We start from the raw sequence: 18,402 nt of genomic DNA, 5'->3' as shown, positions 1-18,402 counted from the left end.
GGTCAGGCGTCGGAGCCGGGCTTGCGGCCGTCGAGACCGCGCCAGCGACGGCGCAGCGCGAAGGCGGCTGACTTGGGCTTGCGATCGCGGGTGAAGACGCCCTTCTTGTTGCCGTCGACGCGGTGGATGCCGTTCGAGGTGGCGAAGTCGGCGAAGTTCCACACCTGCTCCCCCACGAACTGGGGGAAGCGATCGAACACGCGGTGGTACATCTCGAGCAGGTCCGACTGGTACTCCTCGGTCCACGCCTGATCCCACACCGAGTGCAGGCCGGGCTGCGTGTCGGCACCGTATTCGGTCATCATGATCGGCTTGCCGGTGCGCTCGACCCAGCCCTGGATGTCGCCCTGCAGGTACATCTCGGCGGTCTTCAGATCGCCCGTCGCGATGTACCAGCCGTAGTAGCGGTTCATGCTGACGACGTCGAAGAGGTCGACGATCTGGTCGTTCTTGAAGGTCGCGAACATCACCAGCGAATAGGTGATCGGGCGCGTCGGGTCGAGCTCGCGGGCGAGGTCCACGAGCGGCTCGAAGTACTCGCGGGCACCGTCCTCGTTCGAGGCCGGCTCGTTCGCGATGCACCACATCACGACGGAGGGGTGGTTCTTGTCGCGCCCGATGAGCTCGCGCAGGTGCTGGGCGTGCGCGGCGTGCGTGGCGGCGCCCGCGTACTGCTCCGAGAAGGTGGGGAACGGCGGCGTGCCCGACATCCCTCCCACGACGCCCATGTTGAGGCCGACCGCGGCCGTCTCGTCGATGACCACCACGCCGTGGCGGTCGGCGAAGTCGAGCACCTCTTCGGCGTAGGGATAGTGCGAGGTGCGGAACGAGTTCGCGCCCGACCACTCCATGAGCTGGAAGTCGTGCACCATGTAGGCGTCGTCGTGGCCCTTGCCGCGGATGGCCGCGTCCTCGTGCTTGCCGAAGCCGGTGAAGTAGAACGGCTCGCCGTTGATGAGGAACTCGTGTCCGCGCACCTCGACGGTGCGGATGCCGACGGCGACCGGGTACGAGTCGAGCACCTCGCCGCCGCGCACGGCCTCGACCGTGAGCTGGTACAGGTACGCCGCGCCCGGCTTCCACAGCACGACGTCGGCCACCGACAGCGTGCCCGCGGCACCGGTGCCCTCGGCGACGACCGCCCCCGTAGCATCCGCCAGCCGCACGCGGACGTCCGCGTCGCCGACCACGTCGACGCGGTAGTCCACCTGGCCCGTCGCGCCTTCGAAGCCGGTCACCACGGTGACGTCGTCGATGCGCGTGGCCGGCACCGAGTAGAGCCAGACGGAGCGTGCCAGGCCGGCGTAGTTGTAGAAGTCGTGGAAGTACGTCTGCGTCCGCTTGCCCGTCATCCCGACCTCGATCTTGCCGGGCGGGATGGTCTCGTTCGTGAGCTCGCCGCTGACGGCGACGGTCAGGCGGAAGGCGCCACCGGCCTGCACGCGGTCGGTGATCTCGACGTCGAACGGCGTGTAGCCGCCGACGTGCTCGCCGACCAGCTCGTCGTCCACGTAGACGCGCGCCGCATGGGTGGCGGCGTCGAAGCGGAGCAGGATGCGCTCGCCGGCCCAGCCGCGAGGCACGCGGACCTCGCGCTGGTAGTACACCCAGCCGACGTGATCGCGGATCTCGGCGTCGGTGAACAGGTCGTTGTAGCTGGCCGGCACGGCAGCCTCGAGCGGGCTCGTCAGCGGCGATGTCCACGGCTGCTCGCCGAGCCGCGTGTCGATCCCGAACCGCCAGACGCCGTCGAGGTTGACGAGTTCGCGGGTGGGGGTGGGCGTGGGCTTCAGCATCGATGGGCCTTCCTGCGCTGCGCTGCGGTGTACGGGTCTAGTAGATCAGGTTTGAGAGAGTAAGGCAACCGGTTGCCATCAGATGGTCTCGCCGGCGTCTGCCAGGAGCGTGCTTCCCGTCATCACCATCGAGAGGTCGCTCGCGCAGAACAGCACCACGCGCGCGATGTCGTCGGGCGTTCCGGTGCGGCCGATGAGGCTCTGCGACATCGCCGACGGCATGTTCGAGGGGTCGACGCCGGCTGCGGCCATCTGCTCCACCGCGGCGGCCGCCATCGCGATGTTGCCCTCGGTCGGCACGTAGCTCGGGGCGACTCCCAGAACGCGGATGCCGCGGGGCGCCAGCTCCAGCGCCAGCTGCTTGGTGAGCCCGCGCGCGGCGTGCTTCGACGCGACGTACGCCGACAGCCCCGGGGCGATGCCGCGGAAGCCCGCCGTGGAGACGACGTTGACGATGACGCCGCCCTCCGGCATGCGGTTCACCGCCTCACGCGCCCCGTTGCGCACGCCGCGGGTGTTGACGGCGAAGACCTGCTCCCAGGTCTCGTCCGGCATCTCGACGAGGGGCTGGCTCGGGAAGATCCCGGCGTTGTTGACCCAGACGTCCAGGCCACCGAGGGCCTCGACGGCGGATCGAGCGCCGGAGGCGACGGATGCCGCATCCGCGACGTCCATGCGGACGCCGACTGCTGCGCCGCCGAAGCGATCGGCGATGTCGCGGGCGGCCACGGCCGCATGTCCTTCGTCGAGGTCGGCGATCGCGACGGAAGCGCCCGCCTCGGCGAGGCGCAGCGCGATCGCCTTGCCGAGGCCCTGCGCGCCGCCCGTGACGAGGGCGCGGCGTCCCGCGAGCGAGAGGAGGTCGGAGAGCGGTGCGGACGAGACGTCGGCGAAGGGATAGGCCATGCGGTTTCCTGTCGGTTGGCGGGTCAGCGGATGCCGCGGACCCTGAGGGTGATGATGGAGCCGCCGACGACGGCGAGCGCGGCGGCGGTGAGGTACAGCGCGGTGAAGTTCTGCCCGCCCGACCCGATCGCCAGCACAGCGGGCGCGGCGAGCGGCGCCACGACTCCGGGGATCTTCTGGGCGAACATCGTGATCGCCATGTAGCGGCCGGCCTGCGTCTCGCGCTCGGGCAGCACATCGAGGACGAGTGCCTGGCCGACGGCCGAGAACGTCGCGATGCCCAGGGACGAGAGCAGCGTGCCGGCGATGACCAGCGGCAGCCCGTAGGCGAAGGCCGAGACGGCGCACCCGGCCGCGAACAGGAGTGCGCCGATGAGGATCAGCGGCTTGCGTCGCCGCAGCCGGTCGCTCAGCCATCCGCCGCCGATCGCACCGAGCGTGGCCGACACGATGCTGAGGCTGGAGGTCAGCGCCAGCACGCCGGCGACATCGGCCACCGGCAGTGCGAGGCGCTGCGCGACGAAGAACACCGAGAAGCTCGTGGTGAGGGTGAGCCCGAGGAAGAAGACGAAGCGCCCGAGCCAGTTCCAGGCGAAATCGGGCACCTCCCGCGGGCGGAACCCATAGCTGCGCAGGACTCCGCCCAGCGTGAGGCGGCTCTCCGGCAGCATCCCACGGCTGTCGGGCTCGCGGGCGAACACCACGAACAAGCCGATGAAGAGCGTGGCGATCGCGGCGGGAACCGCGAAGACCAGCAGGATGTCGTCGCGCAGCGGGCCGACGAGGACGATGCCGACGACCGGTGAGATCTGCATCATGAGACCGGTCAGCCCCGAGACGCTGCCGCGCTGGCCGGCCGGCAGGCGGTCGGCCTGCCAGTTGCCCACGGAGCCGGCCGCGGTCCCCCAGCCGACTGTCGACAGCACCCAGCCGGCGCCGAGCCAGACGAGGTCGGGTGCGAGAGCCATGACGGGGATCGAGGCGATGCCGAAGACGAGTCCGAGGATGGTGAAGGGCCGTCGGCGACCCCAGCGCGTGCGCGTCCGATCGCTCAGGATGCCGGTCAGCGGGGCGACGACCAGGGTCGCTGCCGACCCGATCCCCAGGATGTAGCCCAGGATGTCGGTGCGTCCGGGCGCAAGCTGATCGAGGCGGACGGCGAGCGAGTACGCCATGGGCACGACCATGGCAATCCCGCCGCCGAAGGTGGCCGCGACCAGCAGCACGAGCTGCCACCGGGGGACGCGCAGCAGGTCCGCGGCGTCCGCTTCCGAGCGCTCGCCGGGCCCGGCCGGGGGCTGCGGAAGAGCGACGTTCCCGGTGGGAACGCGCTCCTCCGCCGCCTCCAGCGCGTCGTGTGCGGAGACCGGCCGGACGCCGTCTGCGGGCGAGGGTCCGCTGCCGGCGGCATCGACAGCCACACTGGCTCCTTTCGTCCCCGAAGTCGGCTCAGGCCAGACCGTTGCGGCGCGCGATCTCGCCCAGCCAGCCGAGGCTCGGCTTCGGCGTGCGGACGAAGGTCTCGCGGTCGACGGCGATGAGTCCGAACGTCGGGCCCCAGTGACCCCACTCGTAGTTGTCGAGCAGGCTCCAGTGCAGGTAGCCGCGCACGTCGACGCCGTCGGCCATCGCCGCCTGCAGGCCTCGGAGCGCCGCATCCGTGTAGCGGATGCGCTGGGTGTCGTCGGCGGTCGCGATGCCGTTCTCGGTGATCACGATGGGCACGCCCTCCGAGACGGTCCACGCGTGACGGACGGCCATGGCGAGTGAGTCCGGGCGGTACGCGGTGCCGACCAGGGTGTTGTCGGGGTTCTGCGGGTGCGGCACGAGGCCGTTCGCGTCGACCTCCTGGCTCGAGTACGCCTGCACGCCGACGAAGTCGTCGCCGCGAGCACCCTCCCAGTAGATGTCCTCCTTGCCGTAGCGGATCTCCTCGAGCTTCTCCTCGCCGCCCGGAGACGCCGTGAGTGCGCCGGCCGCGATGGTCAAGCCCACCTTGGCGCCGGTCCTGGCGCGGACGATCTCGCGAGCCGCATGGTGGATGTCGACGAAGCTCCGGCCGATCTCGGGGTCGGCGTAGGTCAAGAACTCGCTGTGCGAGGTCTCCTTGCGTTCGGGGTCGCCCGCACCGTCGCTCTCGATCGTGGGGCTCTGCCACTGGCCGTCACCGGCCTGCTGCATGCGGCGCATCGCGGTCATGATCGCCGCCTGCATGTTCGGCTCGTTCATGGTCACGACCCACTCGACGCCGTCGAGGATCGTCGTCGCCTCGGTCGTGAACCGCTGGAAGCGCTCGGAGGCATCGGGTGCCGCCCACCCGCCGGCGGCGGCGAACCACTGCGGCGTGGTGAAGTGCTGCAGCGTCACGACGGGTGTGACGCCGCGATCGAAGCACGCCTCGATCACGCGGCGGTAGTGCGCGAGCTCTGCGCGGGAGAAGCGCCCCGGCAACGGCTCGATGCGGGACCACTCCAGGCTGAATCGATACGAGGTGAGGCCCGCGTCGGCCAGCAGGTCGATGTCTTCGCGGTAGCGGTGGTAGCTGTCGCAGGCGTCGCCCGAGGGCTCCATGCCTGGCATCTGCTGCTCGCGCGCCCACCAGTCGCTGTTGACGTTGTTGCCCTCGATCTGGTGTCCCGCGGTCGCCGCGCCCCAGAGAAAGCCGTCCGGGAAGTTCGTCATCGCACATCCTTGTCTCGCTCGAATGAACCGTCAACCGGTTGCCAGACCCCAGGCTAACATAGAATTCGAAAGGTCTCACTAAATTGAGGGGGCGCCGATGGCGCAGTACGCGAAGACCGCCGAAGTCCGCCGCGGCATCATCGCCGCGTGCCTGTCGGCATTCGGCGACTCCGGATTCCACGGCGCGTCGATGGCCGAGATCGCCCGTCGGGCGGGCATCAGCCACACCGGTCTGCTGCATCACTTCCCCCGCAAGGAGGACCTGCTGACGGCGGTGCTCGACCTGCAGGACGAGCGCAGCGCGGCGTACCTGCGCACCCACTCCGCGCTCGCACCGGATGCCGATCCCCTCGACATGCTGCGAGGGATGGCCGAGACGCTGGTCGATCGCGACCGCCACGTCGGCCTCGTCGAACTCGGCGCCGTGCTCACCGGCGAGGCCACGGCACCCGGGCATCCCGCGCACGGGTATTTCGCCCAGCGCTACCGGAACGTCCGCGGGTTCATGACCCGGCTGTTCGACAGGCTGCACGAGGAAGGGCGGCTGTCCTCGCCCCTGCCCCCGGCATCCCTTGCCGCCATCACCATCGCGGTGATGGACGGCCTCCACACCCAGTGGCTGTTCGATCGCGAGGCGGTCGACGTCGAAGAGACGGTGCAGTCCTTCCTCGCGACGCTGGCGCCGGAACTCGCGAAGGACCTGCCGCCGTCAGGCTCGTGAAGAGAGCCCCCGGTACGCGAACCTGGTCACAACGACGTCATCGCGGGTCGCCTCGACGCCCACGACGCGACCGGTGAAACCGCCCGCCACCTCGGTGGCGAGATAGCGTCCGTCCACGCGCGCGAGTTCGACGAACTCGTCGATCGCGTAGCCGAGCCTGACGAGATCCGGGCCCCGCCGCGCCCCGCGCTCGGCTTCGAACTCCTCAGCGCGGATCTCGAGCGAGTAGGTGGAGCGGGGCGCATCGGCGCGGGCGAGGACTCCGTCGAGCGGGCCGATCACGCCGCGCACGACCAGCTCGTCGCCGATGCGCTCGATGCTCACACGATGCGCATCATCGATCCGGACGGACAGCGCGAAGTCGCCGAGCGCATCGGCTTGCGCCGACCACGTCTGATCGCGGACGCGGGTGACCAGCGGGCGGGCTTCTCCCGACGCACCACGGCTCAGCGTCACCCCGCCCTCACCAGGCACGGCGAACGACGCCGGCATGACCCCGGGCGCGACCCACCTCGCGTCCAGCTCGGCGCTCTCGAAGCGGTCCTCGAAGGCCGTGTCGAGCGCGGCGACGTCGAAGCGGCTCTCGTCGACGACGGGCCAGTCGTCCACCCAGTCGATGCCCGCGAGGAAGGTCTCTCGGCCGTTCGTGTGCCAACGGGGGAACGTGCCTCTGGGCCTGGTCCCCAGGAACACCATCGCCCAGGTGCCGTCGGCGAGCTCCACCAGGTCCGCGTGCCCCGTCGACTGGACGTCGGCGCTCGTGCTGCGATGCGTCAGGACCGGGTTGGCGGGCGAGGACTCGAACGGACCCTCGGGCTGTCGCGAGCGCGCGACGGTCACCATGTGACCGGGGCCCGTGCCGCCTTCCGCCACGATCAGGTACCACCAGTGTCCGCGGCGCACCAGGTGCGGCCCTTCCGCGTGGGCCCCTCCCGTGCCGGCCCACACCGTCTGGGGCTCCGACAGCACGGCGCCGCTGGCGGGATCGACTATCGCCTGGGAGATGCCGGGACGGATGACGTCGCTCCAGGTGATCCGGCACACTCCGTCGTCGTCCCACGAGAGGTCGGGATCGATCCCGAGGAGGCCCTCGGTGTAGACCGGCTCGCTCCACGGACCCGCGGGGTCGTCGGCGTGGACGATGAGCTGTCCTCGGGCGATGTCATGGATGTTCGTCGTCGTCATCCAGAAACGTCCGCCGTGGTGACGCAATGTCGGTGCATAGATCCCGCCGCTCGCCCCGGCGAGCCCGGTGCGCACGTTCAGCTGCGACGGACGATCGAGGACGTTCCCCAGCTGCGTCCACTCGACGAGGTCGCGCGAGCGGAAGATCGGCACACCGGGGAAGTACTCGAAAGAAGATGTGGCGAGGTAGTACTCGTCGCCGACACGGCAGATCGAGGGGTCGGGGTGGAATCCGGGAAGGATGGGGAGCTGCGTCATGTCAGGCTGTCACTACTCTCTCTGCCGTCACCAGTTTGCGACGTTCCTCACGCCGCTGCTGCTGAACCACCGGATCGGCGACGGGGGATGCCAGAAGCAGCCGTCGCGTGTAGTCGTGCTCGGGGTCCGACGTCACGAGGGCAGCCGGCCCGGTCTCGACGAGGTCTCCGCGGTACAGCACCGCCACGCGGTGGCTGATGTGGCGGACGACCGTCAGGTCGTGCGAGATGAAGAGGTAGGCGACGCCGGTCGCGCGCTGGATGTCGATGAACAGCTCGAGCACCCGCTCCTGCGTCGACAGATCCAGGGCGCTGACGGGCTCGTCGCAGACGATGAGCTTCGGCTTCGGCGCGAGGGCGCGCGCGATCGCGACACGCTGGCGCTGACCGCCGGAGAACTCGCGCGGGAGTCGCTCTGCGGCGTCCGCCGGCAGTCCCACCTGGTCCAGCAGCGTCCGCACCCGTGCCCGCGCATCTTTCGGCGTCGCGCCCTGCACGACGAGCGGCTCGGCGAGGATGTCGCCGACGGTGAGCGAGGGATTGAGGGAGGTGTACGGATCCTGGAACACCACCTGGATGTCTCTGGCCAGGCGCCGCCGCTCCCGTGTCCCCACTGCGGTGATGTCCTCGCCGTCGAAGACGATCCTGCCGCCCGAGGGCTTGACGAGCCCCAGCACTGCGCGACCGATCGTGGTCTTGCCCGAGCCGGACTCCCCCACCAGGCCGAGGGTCTCCCCTTCGTTCACGTCGAGCGAGACTCCGTGCAGGATCTCCACGGGCTTCGCCCTCCAGCCGCGGCCGGGGAAGCCGACGCGAAGGTCATCGATCTCGAGGAGGCTCACCGCAGGATCCCTTCCGCCGGCGCAGCCGCCGGCTCATCGGCGCGGACCGATCCGTCATCGAGGATCGCGCCGAGCAGCATCCTCGTGTAGTCGTCCTGCGGATTCTGGAAGATCTCGAGCGCGGATCCCGCCTCGACGACAGCCCCCTTCTGCATGACGACGATGCGGTCGCAGAGGTCCGCCACGACGCCGAAGTTGTGGGTGACGAGAAGTATCGCCATGTCGAGCTCGGACTGCAGATCGCGCAGCAGGTCGAGGATCTCGGCCTGCACGGTGACGTCCAGCGCCGTGGTCGGCTCATCCGCGATCAGGAGCTGCGGGCGACTGGCGACGGCTCCTGCGATCAGCACGCGCTGGGCCATGCCACCGGAGATCTGGTGCGGATACGAGTCGAACGTGCGCTCGGGATCCGCGATGCCGCACCGCTCGAGCAGAGCGAGGACGCGCGACTTCGCCTCGCGCTTCGAGACCCCGAGCGCGGAGCGCACACCCTCGACCAGCTGGGATCCCACGCGATACGAGGGGTCCAGGTTCGACATCGGCTCCTGGGGGATGTACGCGATCGCCTTGCCGCGCAGTGGCCGCATCTGGGCGTCGGTCAGGCCCACCAGCTCCTGGCCGTCGAACAGGATCGAGCCGCGGGTGATCACCGCCTCCGCCGGGAGCACGCCGAGCGTGGCGAAGGCGGTCTGCGTCTTGCCCGACCCGGACTCTCCGACGACGCCGACGACCTGGCCGCGCGCGACCGACAGGGACACCCCCCGGACCACCTCGCGCGGCCGGCCGCTCGGACCGCGGTAGGCGATGCCGAGATCGGTGATCTCGAGCAGCGCACCGGACCGCCGCGGCCGGACGTCGTCGCCGGAGGCCACGCGCTGGCCGGAGCCCACCTTGACCGGTGTCGGTTTGGAGCCCTCGAGGGTGTCGCGCAGCGCGTTGCCGAGGAGCACCAGGGACGCGGTGATGACGCCGAGCAGCAGGCTGGGCCACAGGAACTGCGTCGGAGCGATGTAGAGGTTGCGGAAGCCGGAGGAGATCATCGAGCCGAAGCTCGGGATCTGCAGCGAGCCGACGCCGAGGAAGGCGAGGCCGGACTGCACGGCGATGGCGGAACCGGCCATGAACGCGGCGGCGATGATGATCGGACCGCGGACGACGAAGAGCACATGGCGGCTCAGGATGCGCAGGTTGCCGAGGCCCGAGACCCGCGCGGCATCCACATACAGCTCGTTCTTGACGCCGACGACGAGGTTGCGGACGATGCGGTAGATGCCCGGAGAGAGCAGCACGCCGAAGATCAGCATCGTGAACCGGTAGTCGCCTCCGGTCACCGGCATGAGGATGATCAGCAGCAGGATGCCGGGGAAGGTCATGATGAGGCTGAACAGCCACTCCGTCGACGCCCGGGTGACCGCGCCGAAGTACCCGCCGACGAGGCCCGCGATCACACCGACCGTGAGCGCCACGCCCGCACCGATGAGGGCCGAGATCGCGGCCGTGTTGATGGAGTGCAGGAGGCGCGTCCAGATGTCGCGGCCGGATTCGTCGGCGCCCAGCGGATAGCCGGGGGTGCCGACCGGCGCATTGACCATCGAGAGATCGGCGTCGTTCGGCCCCTGCTGCGTCAGCACCGGGGTGAGGACCCCCATCAAGAAGATGAGCAGCAGGATGCTGGCCGTGATCACGAACTGCGGATCTTTCAGCAGGCGCTTCCACATCGGCGTCCGCGAGGCGGTCACCGCATCCTCGATGGCGACGATGAGCTCTGTGCTCGGCGTCGTCATCGCCTCCATCATGGGTCCACGGTCGTCGCTCAATGGACTCTCGCTTTCGGGTTCAGCCAGCCGTTGGCCAGGTCGGTGAGGAGATTGACCACCGTGACGAGCAGCACGCCGAAGGCGGTGATGCCCAGGATCACGGGGATGTCGCCCTGCAGGGACGCGTTGAACGCGAAGCTTCCGTAGCCGGGCAGCGCGAAGACGTTCTCGATGATGAGCGCACCGCCGAACATGGCGATGAACTCGAGCGACATGACCGTCAGCGCCGGGCTCGCGGCGTTCCGCAGGGCATGGCGCAGCACGATCGAGGTCGTCGAGGCTCCCCGGGTGCGGAGCGTGCGGACGTAGTCGCGGCGGAGCTCGTCGATCATGCGGCCGCGCACCTGGGCCGCCATGTTGGCGACGCCGCCGATCACGAGCACGATCACCGGGATCGTGATGCTGCGCGCCCACGCCGCCGGATCCTCGCCGGGAGGCGTGTAGCCGGTGGCCGGCAGCCACTTCAGCTGGACGGCGAAGATGACGACGAGCCCGATCGCGAGGAGGAGACCCGGCACGATGTAGCCCACCAGGGAGATCCCCTGCGACAGGCGGTCGGCGATGCCACCGCGGGAGGCCGCCCAGACGCCGAGGACCGTCGAGATGATGACCGTCAGGATCAGGGCCGGGATGATCACCGAAAGGGTGACCGCCAGTCGCTGCAGCACGGTGGGTCCGACGGGGAGGGAGGTGTACACCGACGTCCCCAAGTCACCGCGGACCGCGGCGCCGAGCCAGTCGAAGTACTGCACCAGCACCGGCCGGTCCCAGCCCTTTGCCTCCATCAGCGCCGCCGTCGCCTCCGGCGTGGCCGATTGGCCGAGGATCGTCTTCGCGACGTCCTCGAACGAGGTGCTGAGCAGCAGGAAGGTGATGAAGGTCACCAGCAGGATCAGGATCAGCCCCGCGCCGAGCCGGCGCAGTGTGTAGGAGATCATCGTCGTTCCCTGGGGTTGGCTCCGGGGATGCGAGCACGGCCCGCATCCCCGGATGGTCTTACTCGCTGACGCCGAACAGTCGCACCGTCGGTACCGAGCTGCGGCCGTCGTCGACCATCACGATCCCGTCGCGGCTCGCCCACGTGCCGCCGACGAAGACGATCGGCACTTCGAACGCCTGCTCGACGGCGTAGGTGTTGAGCTCCTGGTACGCCGGCAGCGCCGCTTCGAAGTCGACGGTCGAGTTGATCGTGCCGAAGAGCTCGTCGATGGTCTCGTCCGTGTACCCGCGGGGATTGGCGTAGCCGCTGGTGCTGTAGTGCGAGGCGGCATCGGCCTGATCCGAGTTGAAGCCCGTGATCTGGAAGCTGAGCGGGTAGTCGCCCGAGAGGTGCGCCGACTGCGCCTGCTGCGGCGGCACGGGCACCCACTCCAGAGTGAGCCCGACGTCCGCGAACGCCTGCGTGAGGGTCGGCTCGAGGGATGTCGACAGGAAGGTGCTCGGGATCTGGAAGGTCTCGCCGGCATGGCCCGCCTCCTCGACGAGCTCCTTGCCCTTCTCGGGGTCGTAGTCGTACGTCTCGTTGAGGGACTCGTCGTAGACCTGGCCGTAAGGGCTGAAGATCTGCTCCGTCACCATGCCCACGCCGCTGAAGATGCCCTTCAGGACGCCCTCGCGATCGATCGCGTAGTTCAGCGCCTGGCGCACACGCTCATCGCCGAGGGCCGGCCACTTATCGCCGCCGCGGTCCAGGATGTCGAGGTACGCGACGGCCTGCGCGTCGATCGGCTGCACGGCGTACTCGTCGCCGAGCTGACCGAGCAGCTGCGTCTGCACGGTGGCGGCGTTGATCTCGCCGGCCTGGAGTGCGTTGAACGACGCCGTCGGGTCCTGGAGCACACGGACGGTGAAGGTCTTGAACGGGATCGCGTCGGCGTTCCAGTAGTCGTCGCGCTTGGTGAGCACGTACGTGCTGCCGGGCACGGTCTTCGCGACGTCGAGCGTGAACGGGCCCGAGCCGACCGGGTCGGTGGCGGTGCGCTCGTCGTCGAGGGTCGCGGGGTCGCCGATGGCTCCGGCGCCTCCGGTCAGGTTGGAGAGGAACTGCGGGTCGAACGAGTCGAACGTCACCTTCACGGTCAGGTCGTCCTCCGCGGTGACATCCGAGACCGAGCCGTACTTCACCTGCACGACTCCGGGGGTCTCCTTGTTCCGCAGCATGGTGGCGACGACGGCGTCGGCGTCCACCGGGTCACCGGTGCTGAACGTCATGCCCTCGCGGAGCGTGAGCGTGAGCTCGGTGCCGTCCTCGTTGTACTCCCAGCTCTCGGCGGCGTTGGGGATGAGCTCGCCCGTCTTGTTCTCCTTGGCGAGGAGGGTGTCGAGGATGGACGACCACACGAACTGCTGCTGTCCGTCCACGAGCTGCGCCGGGTCGAGTGAGTTCGGCCCCGACACGGCCGCGATGGCGAGATCCTTCTCGGCGACGGGGCCCGCCGAGCCGGACGGCGCCGCTTCCGGCGAACCGCTGCAGGCGGAGAGCGCGAGTGCGGCGGCGAGCGCTGCGGCGCCCAACGCTGCGAACCTGATCGGCCGGCGGCCGGTACGGGGTATCGACATGATTCAGACTCCTTCGAATGAATTCTTCATGCAACCGCTTGTCACGAACGTCGTGATGGGGCGCATACTTGGGGCTGTGGGCCAGTAAAGCAGCATCTGTCGATTTTGACAACCGATTGCCAGAATGTGACAGAGCCGTTATCTCTGTGGATCCCGCGCGTTCAGAGGAAGGCGGCCCGGATGCCCGGCACCGACAGCGCCACCGACGTGATGAAATCCTCGTCCGCGGCCAGGGACGCACTCACGCCCGCGATGAGGTCACGTAGGCAGGCGACCCCGTCCGGCTGATCCAGCGAGACGAGCCACGCGGCGAGCGCGCCGGCGCATCCCTCCGCGGACCGCCCGGCGGCGCGTTCGAGTTCGGCGACGGGAACGATGCGCAGCCGGATCTTCGTCGCGGTGTCCGACGCGATCTGCGACAGCAGATGGGCGATGCGCGGGTTGGCGAAGCGCTCGAGGAGGGCGTGACGATACAGCCCGATGTCGAGCTGCACGGGGAGGTTGCGCTCCGCATCGTCCCAGAACCGCTCGACGGCGGTCCGGCACACCGGATCGCCGATCGCCTCCGACACCAGGCTGTGGCCGCGAAGCGGGCCGAGGCATGCCAGGATCGTGTGCGCCCCGTTGAGCAGCCACAGCTTGCGCGCCTCCCACGGCTCGAGCTCGTCCGTGAAGCGCGCCCCGGCTGTCTCCCACGCCGGCCTGCCGGCGGGGAACGCGCCCGAGAGCACCCAGTCGCTGAACGGCTCCGCCACGACGGGTACGGCATCCCCGTACCGCTCGGACAGGCGCGACAGCTCGTCCGCCTCGATCCGCGGCGTGATCCGGTCGACCGAGCCGGAGACGAACGACACGTTCAGCCGGCACCAGTCCGCCGTGCGGGGGACGGATGCCGCGAGCGCGAGAAGCGCCCGCGCCACATGCCCGCCGTTGTCGGGGATGTTGTCGCACGAGACCACGGCCAGCGGTCCCGCGCCGGCGCGCCGCCGCGCATCGAGCCCCGCGACGAGTCGGCCGAGCACCGTCTGGAGCCCGAACGCGGCTTCGGAGTCGCCGCCGGCCAGCTGCGCGAGAAGCCGGCGATCCGAGCGGACCAGCGGGTCGCCTCCGTCGGGAAGCCCGTCCGCGCCGGTGCGATAGCCGGCCTCGGTGATCGAGAGCGTCACGACGGCGGTCGCCGGAGCCGCGATGTCGGCGAGGAGCGAGGCGACGTCGTCGCCCGGATGCGCCCGCACGATGCTCTCGACGACCTCGTGGCGATCGCCGTCGGCAGAGCGCTCGACGAGCGTGTAGACCCCGTCCTGCGCGGTCAGCGCCGCGGCGAGTCCGGCGCTGCGCCCGGTGTAGGCGGCGATGCCCCAGTCCTCGGCATCGGCGGCCCGGCCGGTGTACCAGGCGGTGTGCGACCGGCTGAAGGCGCCGAGGCCCAGATGCACAATGCGGACGGGCGGCGCCGGCCGCGACCTGCGGAGGACGGCGGCCGTCTCGAGGTCGGTCGATGGACCCGTCACAGCTTGAACACCCGCTTCGGCTGGGGCCCGACGATGTCGTCGATGACCGTGCCCGCTGTCGCTTCGGTGATGCGACCCTCGCGCACGAGACGCGCCAGGAACGCGGCATCCGCTCGTCGTGCGGTGTCATGACGGGCCGGGATCGACAGGAAGGCGCGGGTGTCGTCGATGAAGCCCGAGCCCCGTGAGAAGCCGGCGGACTCGGTGACCGCGGAGCGGAAGCGAGCCATGGCGTCGGGTGCATCCAGGAACCACCACGGAGCGCCGATGTAGACGCTCGGGTAGAAGCTGGCCATCGGGGCGATCTCTCGCGAGTACACGGTCTCGTCGACGGTGAACAGCACCAGGTGGAACGACTTCTCGAGCCCGAAGCGCTCGAGCAGCGGGCGCAGGCCACGCACGAAGTCGGTACGGCGAGGGAAGTCGTGGCCGGTGTCGGCGCCGAAACGCTCGAATGTGGGAGTGCTGTGGTTGCGGATCACGCCCGCGTGCACGGTCATGACGAGGCCGTCGTCGACGCTCATCCGCGCCATCTGGAGCAGCATGTGGCCGCGGAACGCCTGGCGCTCGCGCGCATCGGCACGACCCGACACGGCCAGCTGGAAGAGCTGCGCTGCCTCGTCGTCGGCCATGTCTACCGTGGCCGGGTCCTCGATGCCGTGGTCGGCCGACGTCGCGCCGTGGCGGATGAAGTGGGCCCGGCGTGCCTCGAGTGCGGTGAGGTAGCCGCGGAAGTCCGTCGCCTGCCCCTCGCTCGCGAGGAGACGGGCGACGTCGGCCGCGAAGGTGGCAGAGTCCGGGTCGAGATAGCGATCGGGCCGGAAGGTGGGCAGCACCCGGCCGGGAAGCCCGCTCGCCGCGATCTCGTCGTGGAACCGCAGGTCGTCGAGCGGGTCGTCGGTCGTCGCGAGCACCTCGATGCCGAAGCGCTCGAACAGGGCGCGCGGCCGGAACCCGGGCGCGTCGAGCTTCTCCTGGATGCGGTCGTACACGGCGTCGGCGGTCTCGGCGGAGAGCACGAGGTCGATGCCGAGGACGTTCCGCAGCTCTTCGTCGATCCAGTAGCCGGTCGCCGTGCCGGCGAACACGGCCTGGCGCGCGGCGAAGAGCCGCCATGCCGCGCGCGGGTCGATGCGGTGGCCGCCGACGCCGAGCTCGGCGAGATCGATGCCCGACGCGTGCAGCAGCCGCGTCACATAGTGGTCATGGGTGACGAGCAGGGCCGTCGGATCGGAGAACGGGATGTCGCGGGCGATCCACTCGGCGGGCACATGGCCATGCGGCGAGACGATCGGGGCGGTGGCCACCCGCTCGTACAGCGCGTGCGCGATGTCGCGGGTGCGCCGGTCGCCGGGCAGCAGCCGGGAGGGATCGCGAGGCTCGGGCAGGTTCCCGTCCAGGGCCGCGTCAAATGGCGTGAGGGTGCTCATGCGAGGACCTCCGTCATCGTGGTCGCCGTGACGCGGCCGGGAGCGAGCTCCCGCTCCGATCCGTCCGGCAGCACCAGGGTGCCGTGCGAACCAGCGGGCAGGTCGACGTCGATCTCGAACCGGCCGTCGTCATTGCGCCACGACACGCTGATGAGCCCCTGCGGCGACTCGTGCGTGGTCTTCGCCCACGTGAGAGTGGGGTGCGGAGTCGGCTGCACGATCACGGACTCCCACGCGATCGAGCCGGGAGCCTGACGAAGTCCCGCTACATGGGTGTGGAGGAATCGCACCACCGCGCCCTTGCTGTAGTGGTTGAGCGATTCATGGGCTCTGCCCTCGTCGTCGATGCCGTCCCAGTCCTCCCAGATCGTCGTCGCGCCCTTGTCGATCATGTTGAGCCACGACGGCGAGGAGCGCTGCCGCAGCACGTCGTAGGCGACATCCGCATGCCCGCTCTCGACCAGCACCGGAAGCAGATCTCCGGTCGAGAGGAACCCCGTGCCGAGATGATCGCCCGCCTCGCGGATCAGCTCGACCAGGCGCGACGCCGCGGCGTCCCGCAGGTCATCGGGGATGAGCCCGAAGGACAGCGCCCGCACGTACGCGGCCTGGGTGTCGGCGACGGTGCGGCCGTCGCCGACGAGGAACTCGGTGCGCCACGCGTCGCGGACGCGCCCGGCGAGCCCGCCGTACGTGGCCGAGTCGGCGGAGCGCCCGAGGATCGCCGCCGTGCGCGTCAGCGTGTCCAGCGAACGGTAGAGGAACGCCGTGCCGACCTCGCCCTTGTCTGCCATGAACCAGGCCTGCGGGTTGTCCTGCACGGGGTCGATGAGCGTGCCGTCGGCGCGCTTGCGCTTGGGTTCGATCCATTCGCCCCAGTGGAACGAGCCGTCCCAGAGGTAGCGCTCGTGCGGCTGCGGCTCGCTGGACCGCTGAACGCGGGACGGATGCCGCGAGCCCTCGGCGGTGGCGAGCGCCCAGTGCACCCACCGCACCATGGCGTCCCAGTTCTCCGACAGCACGCCTCGGTCGCCATAAGCGGTGTACATCTCCCACGGCACGGCGGTGATGGCGTCGCCCCAGCCTGCGGAGCCCGTCATCATCGCGAACTGAGCGTCGGTGTGCAGCCTGACCCGCCTGCCGTCGGGCGAGAAGTTGGCGATCCGCCCGTCATCGAGCTGGTCGTCCCGGACCGAGCGGAGCCATTTGCGCGTGAAGCCGCTGACGTCGTACAGACGTGTCGCTGTGGGAGCGAAGATCTGGTAGTCGCCGGTCCAGCCGAGGCGTTCGCGGGTCGGGCAGTCGGTCGGGATGTCGACCGCGTTGCCCCTGAAGCTCCAGTCCGCGAGCGCGTGGAGCCGCGTGAGGTCGGGATCGCTGCAGTCGAAGGATCCGGTGCGGGGGAGGTCGGTATGCACGATCTGCATCTCGATGCTCGCCGCGTCGAATGCCGCATCCCGCGTGATCCGGACGTACTGGAAGCCGTGGATCGTGTGTCGCGGCTCGAACACCGCGCCGTCGCCCGCCGACACGACCTCGTCGCGCTGGACGAACACCATCGTGGCGTCGGGACGGTGCGAGTCGAGGTGCGACGTCGAGAGGTCACCGGTGGCGTCGCGGAACTCGCCGTACTCGAGCACGGTCATCGTGCCGGCGGGACCGAGGTCGCGCAGGGTGATCCACCCCGACGCGTTCTGACCGAAGTCGGCCAGCCATACGCCGTCGCGCACCGGTGTCACCGATACCGCCGGACGGGACTCGATCACGCGGATCGGCGGGGCGGGCGACCACTCGATCGGCGGCGCGTCGACCTGGTCCACGAGCACCGGCAGCGCGGGTCCCGTCGCCGAGGTGAAGTCGGTCGTCTGGCCGTCCATGAGGTCCGCCCGCGTGATGACGGTGGGCGCGCTGGTCCACCCGCCGTCGGTGCGGATGACACGGCGGGAGCCGTCCTCGAGGTCGATGTGCAGCTCGGCGCGCGCGCCGAGCACGCTCCCCCACTCGGCGGGAGTCCGGAACGCGCCGACCTGCCCGCGGTACCAGCCGTCCGAGAGGACGATCTCGAGCCGGTTGGCTCCTGGCTCCAGGCCGGCCGTGACATCGGATGCCTGCGCGTAGAGCGTGCGGTCGTACGAGGTGGCACCCGGCGCGAGTTCGGCGGTCCCCGCACGCCGGCCGTTCACGAGCGCCTCGTACAGGCCGAGAGCCGTGGCATAGAGGCGGGCGGACGCCACCCGTGCAGGAAGCTCGAACGCGACCGCGAGGGTGTGCCCCGGCCGGCGGCCGTACCCGGGGTCGTCGCCCTCGACCGGACTGATCCACCGCGCCTGCCAGTCCTGGTCGAGCAGGCCCACCTCGAACTCGTGCCACGGGGACCAGTCCGACACGGTGCCGGACGACACCCCGCGCACGCGCCACGCGACCCGTTCGCGGCTCTTCGGGGCGCGCCAGGGCCACTCGACGTACCGGCTGCCGGCGACGCGGGCGACCGGCAGGCTCACGTCGTCGACCATCGCCTCCACTTCGAAGCCGTCTTCGTCACAAGCGCCGACGGGGTCTTTCCACGAGAGGCGCGGCGCGACGCCGGCGACCGGGAACTGGTCCCCGCCGCTGTCGATCGCAAGGTCGTAGGGCGCTGAAGTCATCGTCGTCTTTCGTGGGATGGCACGGTCGGCGCGCTGCGGGTATTGCATGGC

General features: G+C 69.9%; 13 protein-coding genes. 1 reads left to right on the top strand and 12 read right to left on the bottom strand.

Going from position 1 to position 18,402, the window contains the following annotated elements; all coding sequences use genetic code 11:
* Nucleotides 1-2: 2 nt before the first annotated feature.
* The 4 genes from uidA to ACI3KX_RS04875 form a co-directional block, all read right to left on the bottom strand.
* Nucleotides 3-1,796, bottom strand: coding sequence for a beta-glucuronidase (gene uidA / locus ACI3KX_RS04890; RefSeq protein ID WP_404908245.1), 1,794 nt, complete (start codon nucleotides 1,794-1,796; stop codon nucleotides 3-5).
* A 78-nt stretch (nucleotides 1,797-1,874) separates the two neighbouring features.
* Nucleotides 1,875-2,702 carry an SDR family NAD(P)-dependent oxidoreductase gene (locus tag ACI3KX_RS04885; RefSeq protein WP_404908242.1) on the bottom strand — a complete coding sequence of 276 codons (828 nt, stop codon included), beginning with the start codon at nucleotides 2,700-2,702 and terminating at the stop codon, nucleotides 1,875-1,877.
* 23 nt (nucleotides 2,703-2,725) lie between these two features.
* Nucleotides 2,726-4,123: an MFS transporter gene (locus ACI3KX_RS04880; RefSeq protein WP_404908239.1), complete on the bottom strand. Its 1,398-nt coding sequence runs from the start codon at nucleotides 4,121-4,123 to the stop codon at nucleotides 2,726-2,728.
* 28 nt (nucleotides 4,124-4,151) lie between these two features.
* A complete protein-coding gene (locus ACI3KX_RS04875; RefSeq protein WP_404908236.1) occupies nucleotides 4,152-5,384 on the bottom strand; it encodes a family 1 glycosylhydrolase in 1,233 nt (410 codons plus the stop codon).
* Nucleotides 5,385-5,481: 97 nt separating this feature from the next.
* On the opposite strand from ACI3KX_RS04875, the gene ACI3KX_RS04870 reads away from it, so the two are divergent.
* Nucleotides 5,482-6,105 carry a TetR/AcrR family transcriptional regulator gene (locus tag ACI3KX_RS04870; RefSeq protein ID WP_363356656.1) on the top strand — a complete coding sequence of 208 codons (624 nt, stop codon included), beginning with the start codon at nucleotides 5,482-5,484 and terminating at the stop codon, nucleotides 6,103-6,105.
* Here ACI3KX_RS04870 and ACI3KX_RS04865 read toward each other — a convergent pair.
* The 8 genes from ACI3KX_RS04865 to ACI3KX_RS04830 form a co-directional block, all read right to left on the bottom strand.
* Nucleotides 6,094-7,548, bottom strand: a complete 1,455-nt coding sequence (locus ACI3KX_RS04865; RefSeq protein ID WP_404908234.1) for a glycoside hydrolase family 43 protein — start codon at nucleotides 7,546-7,548, stop codon at nucleotides 6,094-6,096. The two genes, ACI3KX_RS04870 and ACI3KX_RS04865, sit on opposite strands and share 12 nt — an antisense overlap.
* Before the next feature lies 1 nt (nucleotide 7,549).
* On the bottom strand, nucleotides 7,550-8,389 hold the full coding sequence (locus ACI3KX_RS04860; RefSeq protein ID WP_404908231.1) for an ATP-binding cassette domain-containing protein: 840 nt from the start codon (nucleotides 8,387-8,389) through the stop codon (nucleotides 7,550-7,552).
* Nucleotides 8,386-10,173, bottom strand: coding sequence for a dipeptide/oligopeptide/nickel ABC transporter permease/ATP-binding protein (locus ACI3KX_RS04855; protein ID WP_363356653.1), 1,788 nt, complete (start codon nucleotides 10,171-10,173; stop codon nucleotides 8,386-8,388). Before ACI3KX_RS04855 ends, ACI3KX_RS04860 begins: the two co-directional genes overlap by 4 nt.
* 29 nt (nucleotides 10,174-10,202) lie before the next feature.
* Entirely contained in the window at nucleotides 10,203-11,144 is a 942-nt protein-coding gene (locus ACI3KX_RS04850) for an ABC transporter permease (protein ID WP_404908227.1), read from the bottom strand.
* A 58-nt stretch (nucleotides 11,145-11,202) separates the two neighbouring features.
* Nucleotides 11,203-12,765, bottom strand: a complete 1,563-nt coding sequence (locus tag ACI3KX_RS04845) for an ABC transporter substrate-binding protein (protein ID WP_404908224.1) — start codon at nucleotides 12,763-12,765, stop codon at nucleotides 11,203-11,205.
* A gap of 161 nt (nucleotides 12,766-12,926) precedes the next feature.
* Complete coding sequence (locus tag ACI3KX_RS04840) at nucleotides 12,927-14,276, bottom strand: mannitol dehydrogenase family protein (RefSeq protein WP_404908221.1); 1,350 nt, start codon at nucleotides 14,274-14,276, stop codon at nucleotides 12,927-12,929.
* Nucleotides 14,273-15,706: a glucuronate isomerase gene (gene uxaC / locus ACI3KX_RS04835; RefSeq protein ID WP_404908218.1), complete on the bottom strand. Its 1,434-nt coding sequence runs from the start codon at nucleotides 15,704-15,706 to the stop codon at nucleotides 14,273-14,275. The genes ACI3KX_RS04840 and uxaC overlap by 4 nt, the downstream gene beginning before the upstream one ends.
* Complete coding sequence (locus ACI3KX_RS04830; protein ID WP_404908216.1) at nucleotides 15,703-18,351, bottom strand: family 78 glycoside hydrolase catalytic domain; 2,649 nt, start codon at nucleotides 18,349-18,351, stop codon at nucleotides 15,703-15,705. Before ACI3KX_RS04830 ends, uxaC begins: the two co-directional genes overlap by 4 nt.
* Between the last annotated feature and the right edge of the window lie 51 nt (nucleotides 18,352-18,402).

It is taken from the genome of Microbacterium sp. ZW CA_36, assembly GCF_044987475.1.
Taxonomy (GTDB): Bacteria; Actinomycetota; Actinomycetes; order Actinomycetales; family Microbacteriaceae; genus Microbacterium.
The sequence above is the reverse complement of the archived record's forward strand: the minus strand, read 5'-3'. Positions and strand labels throughout refer to the sequence as shown.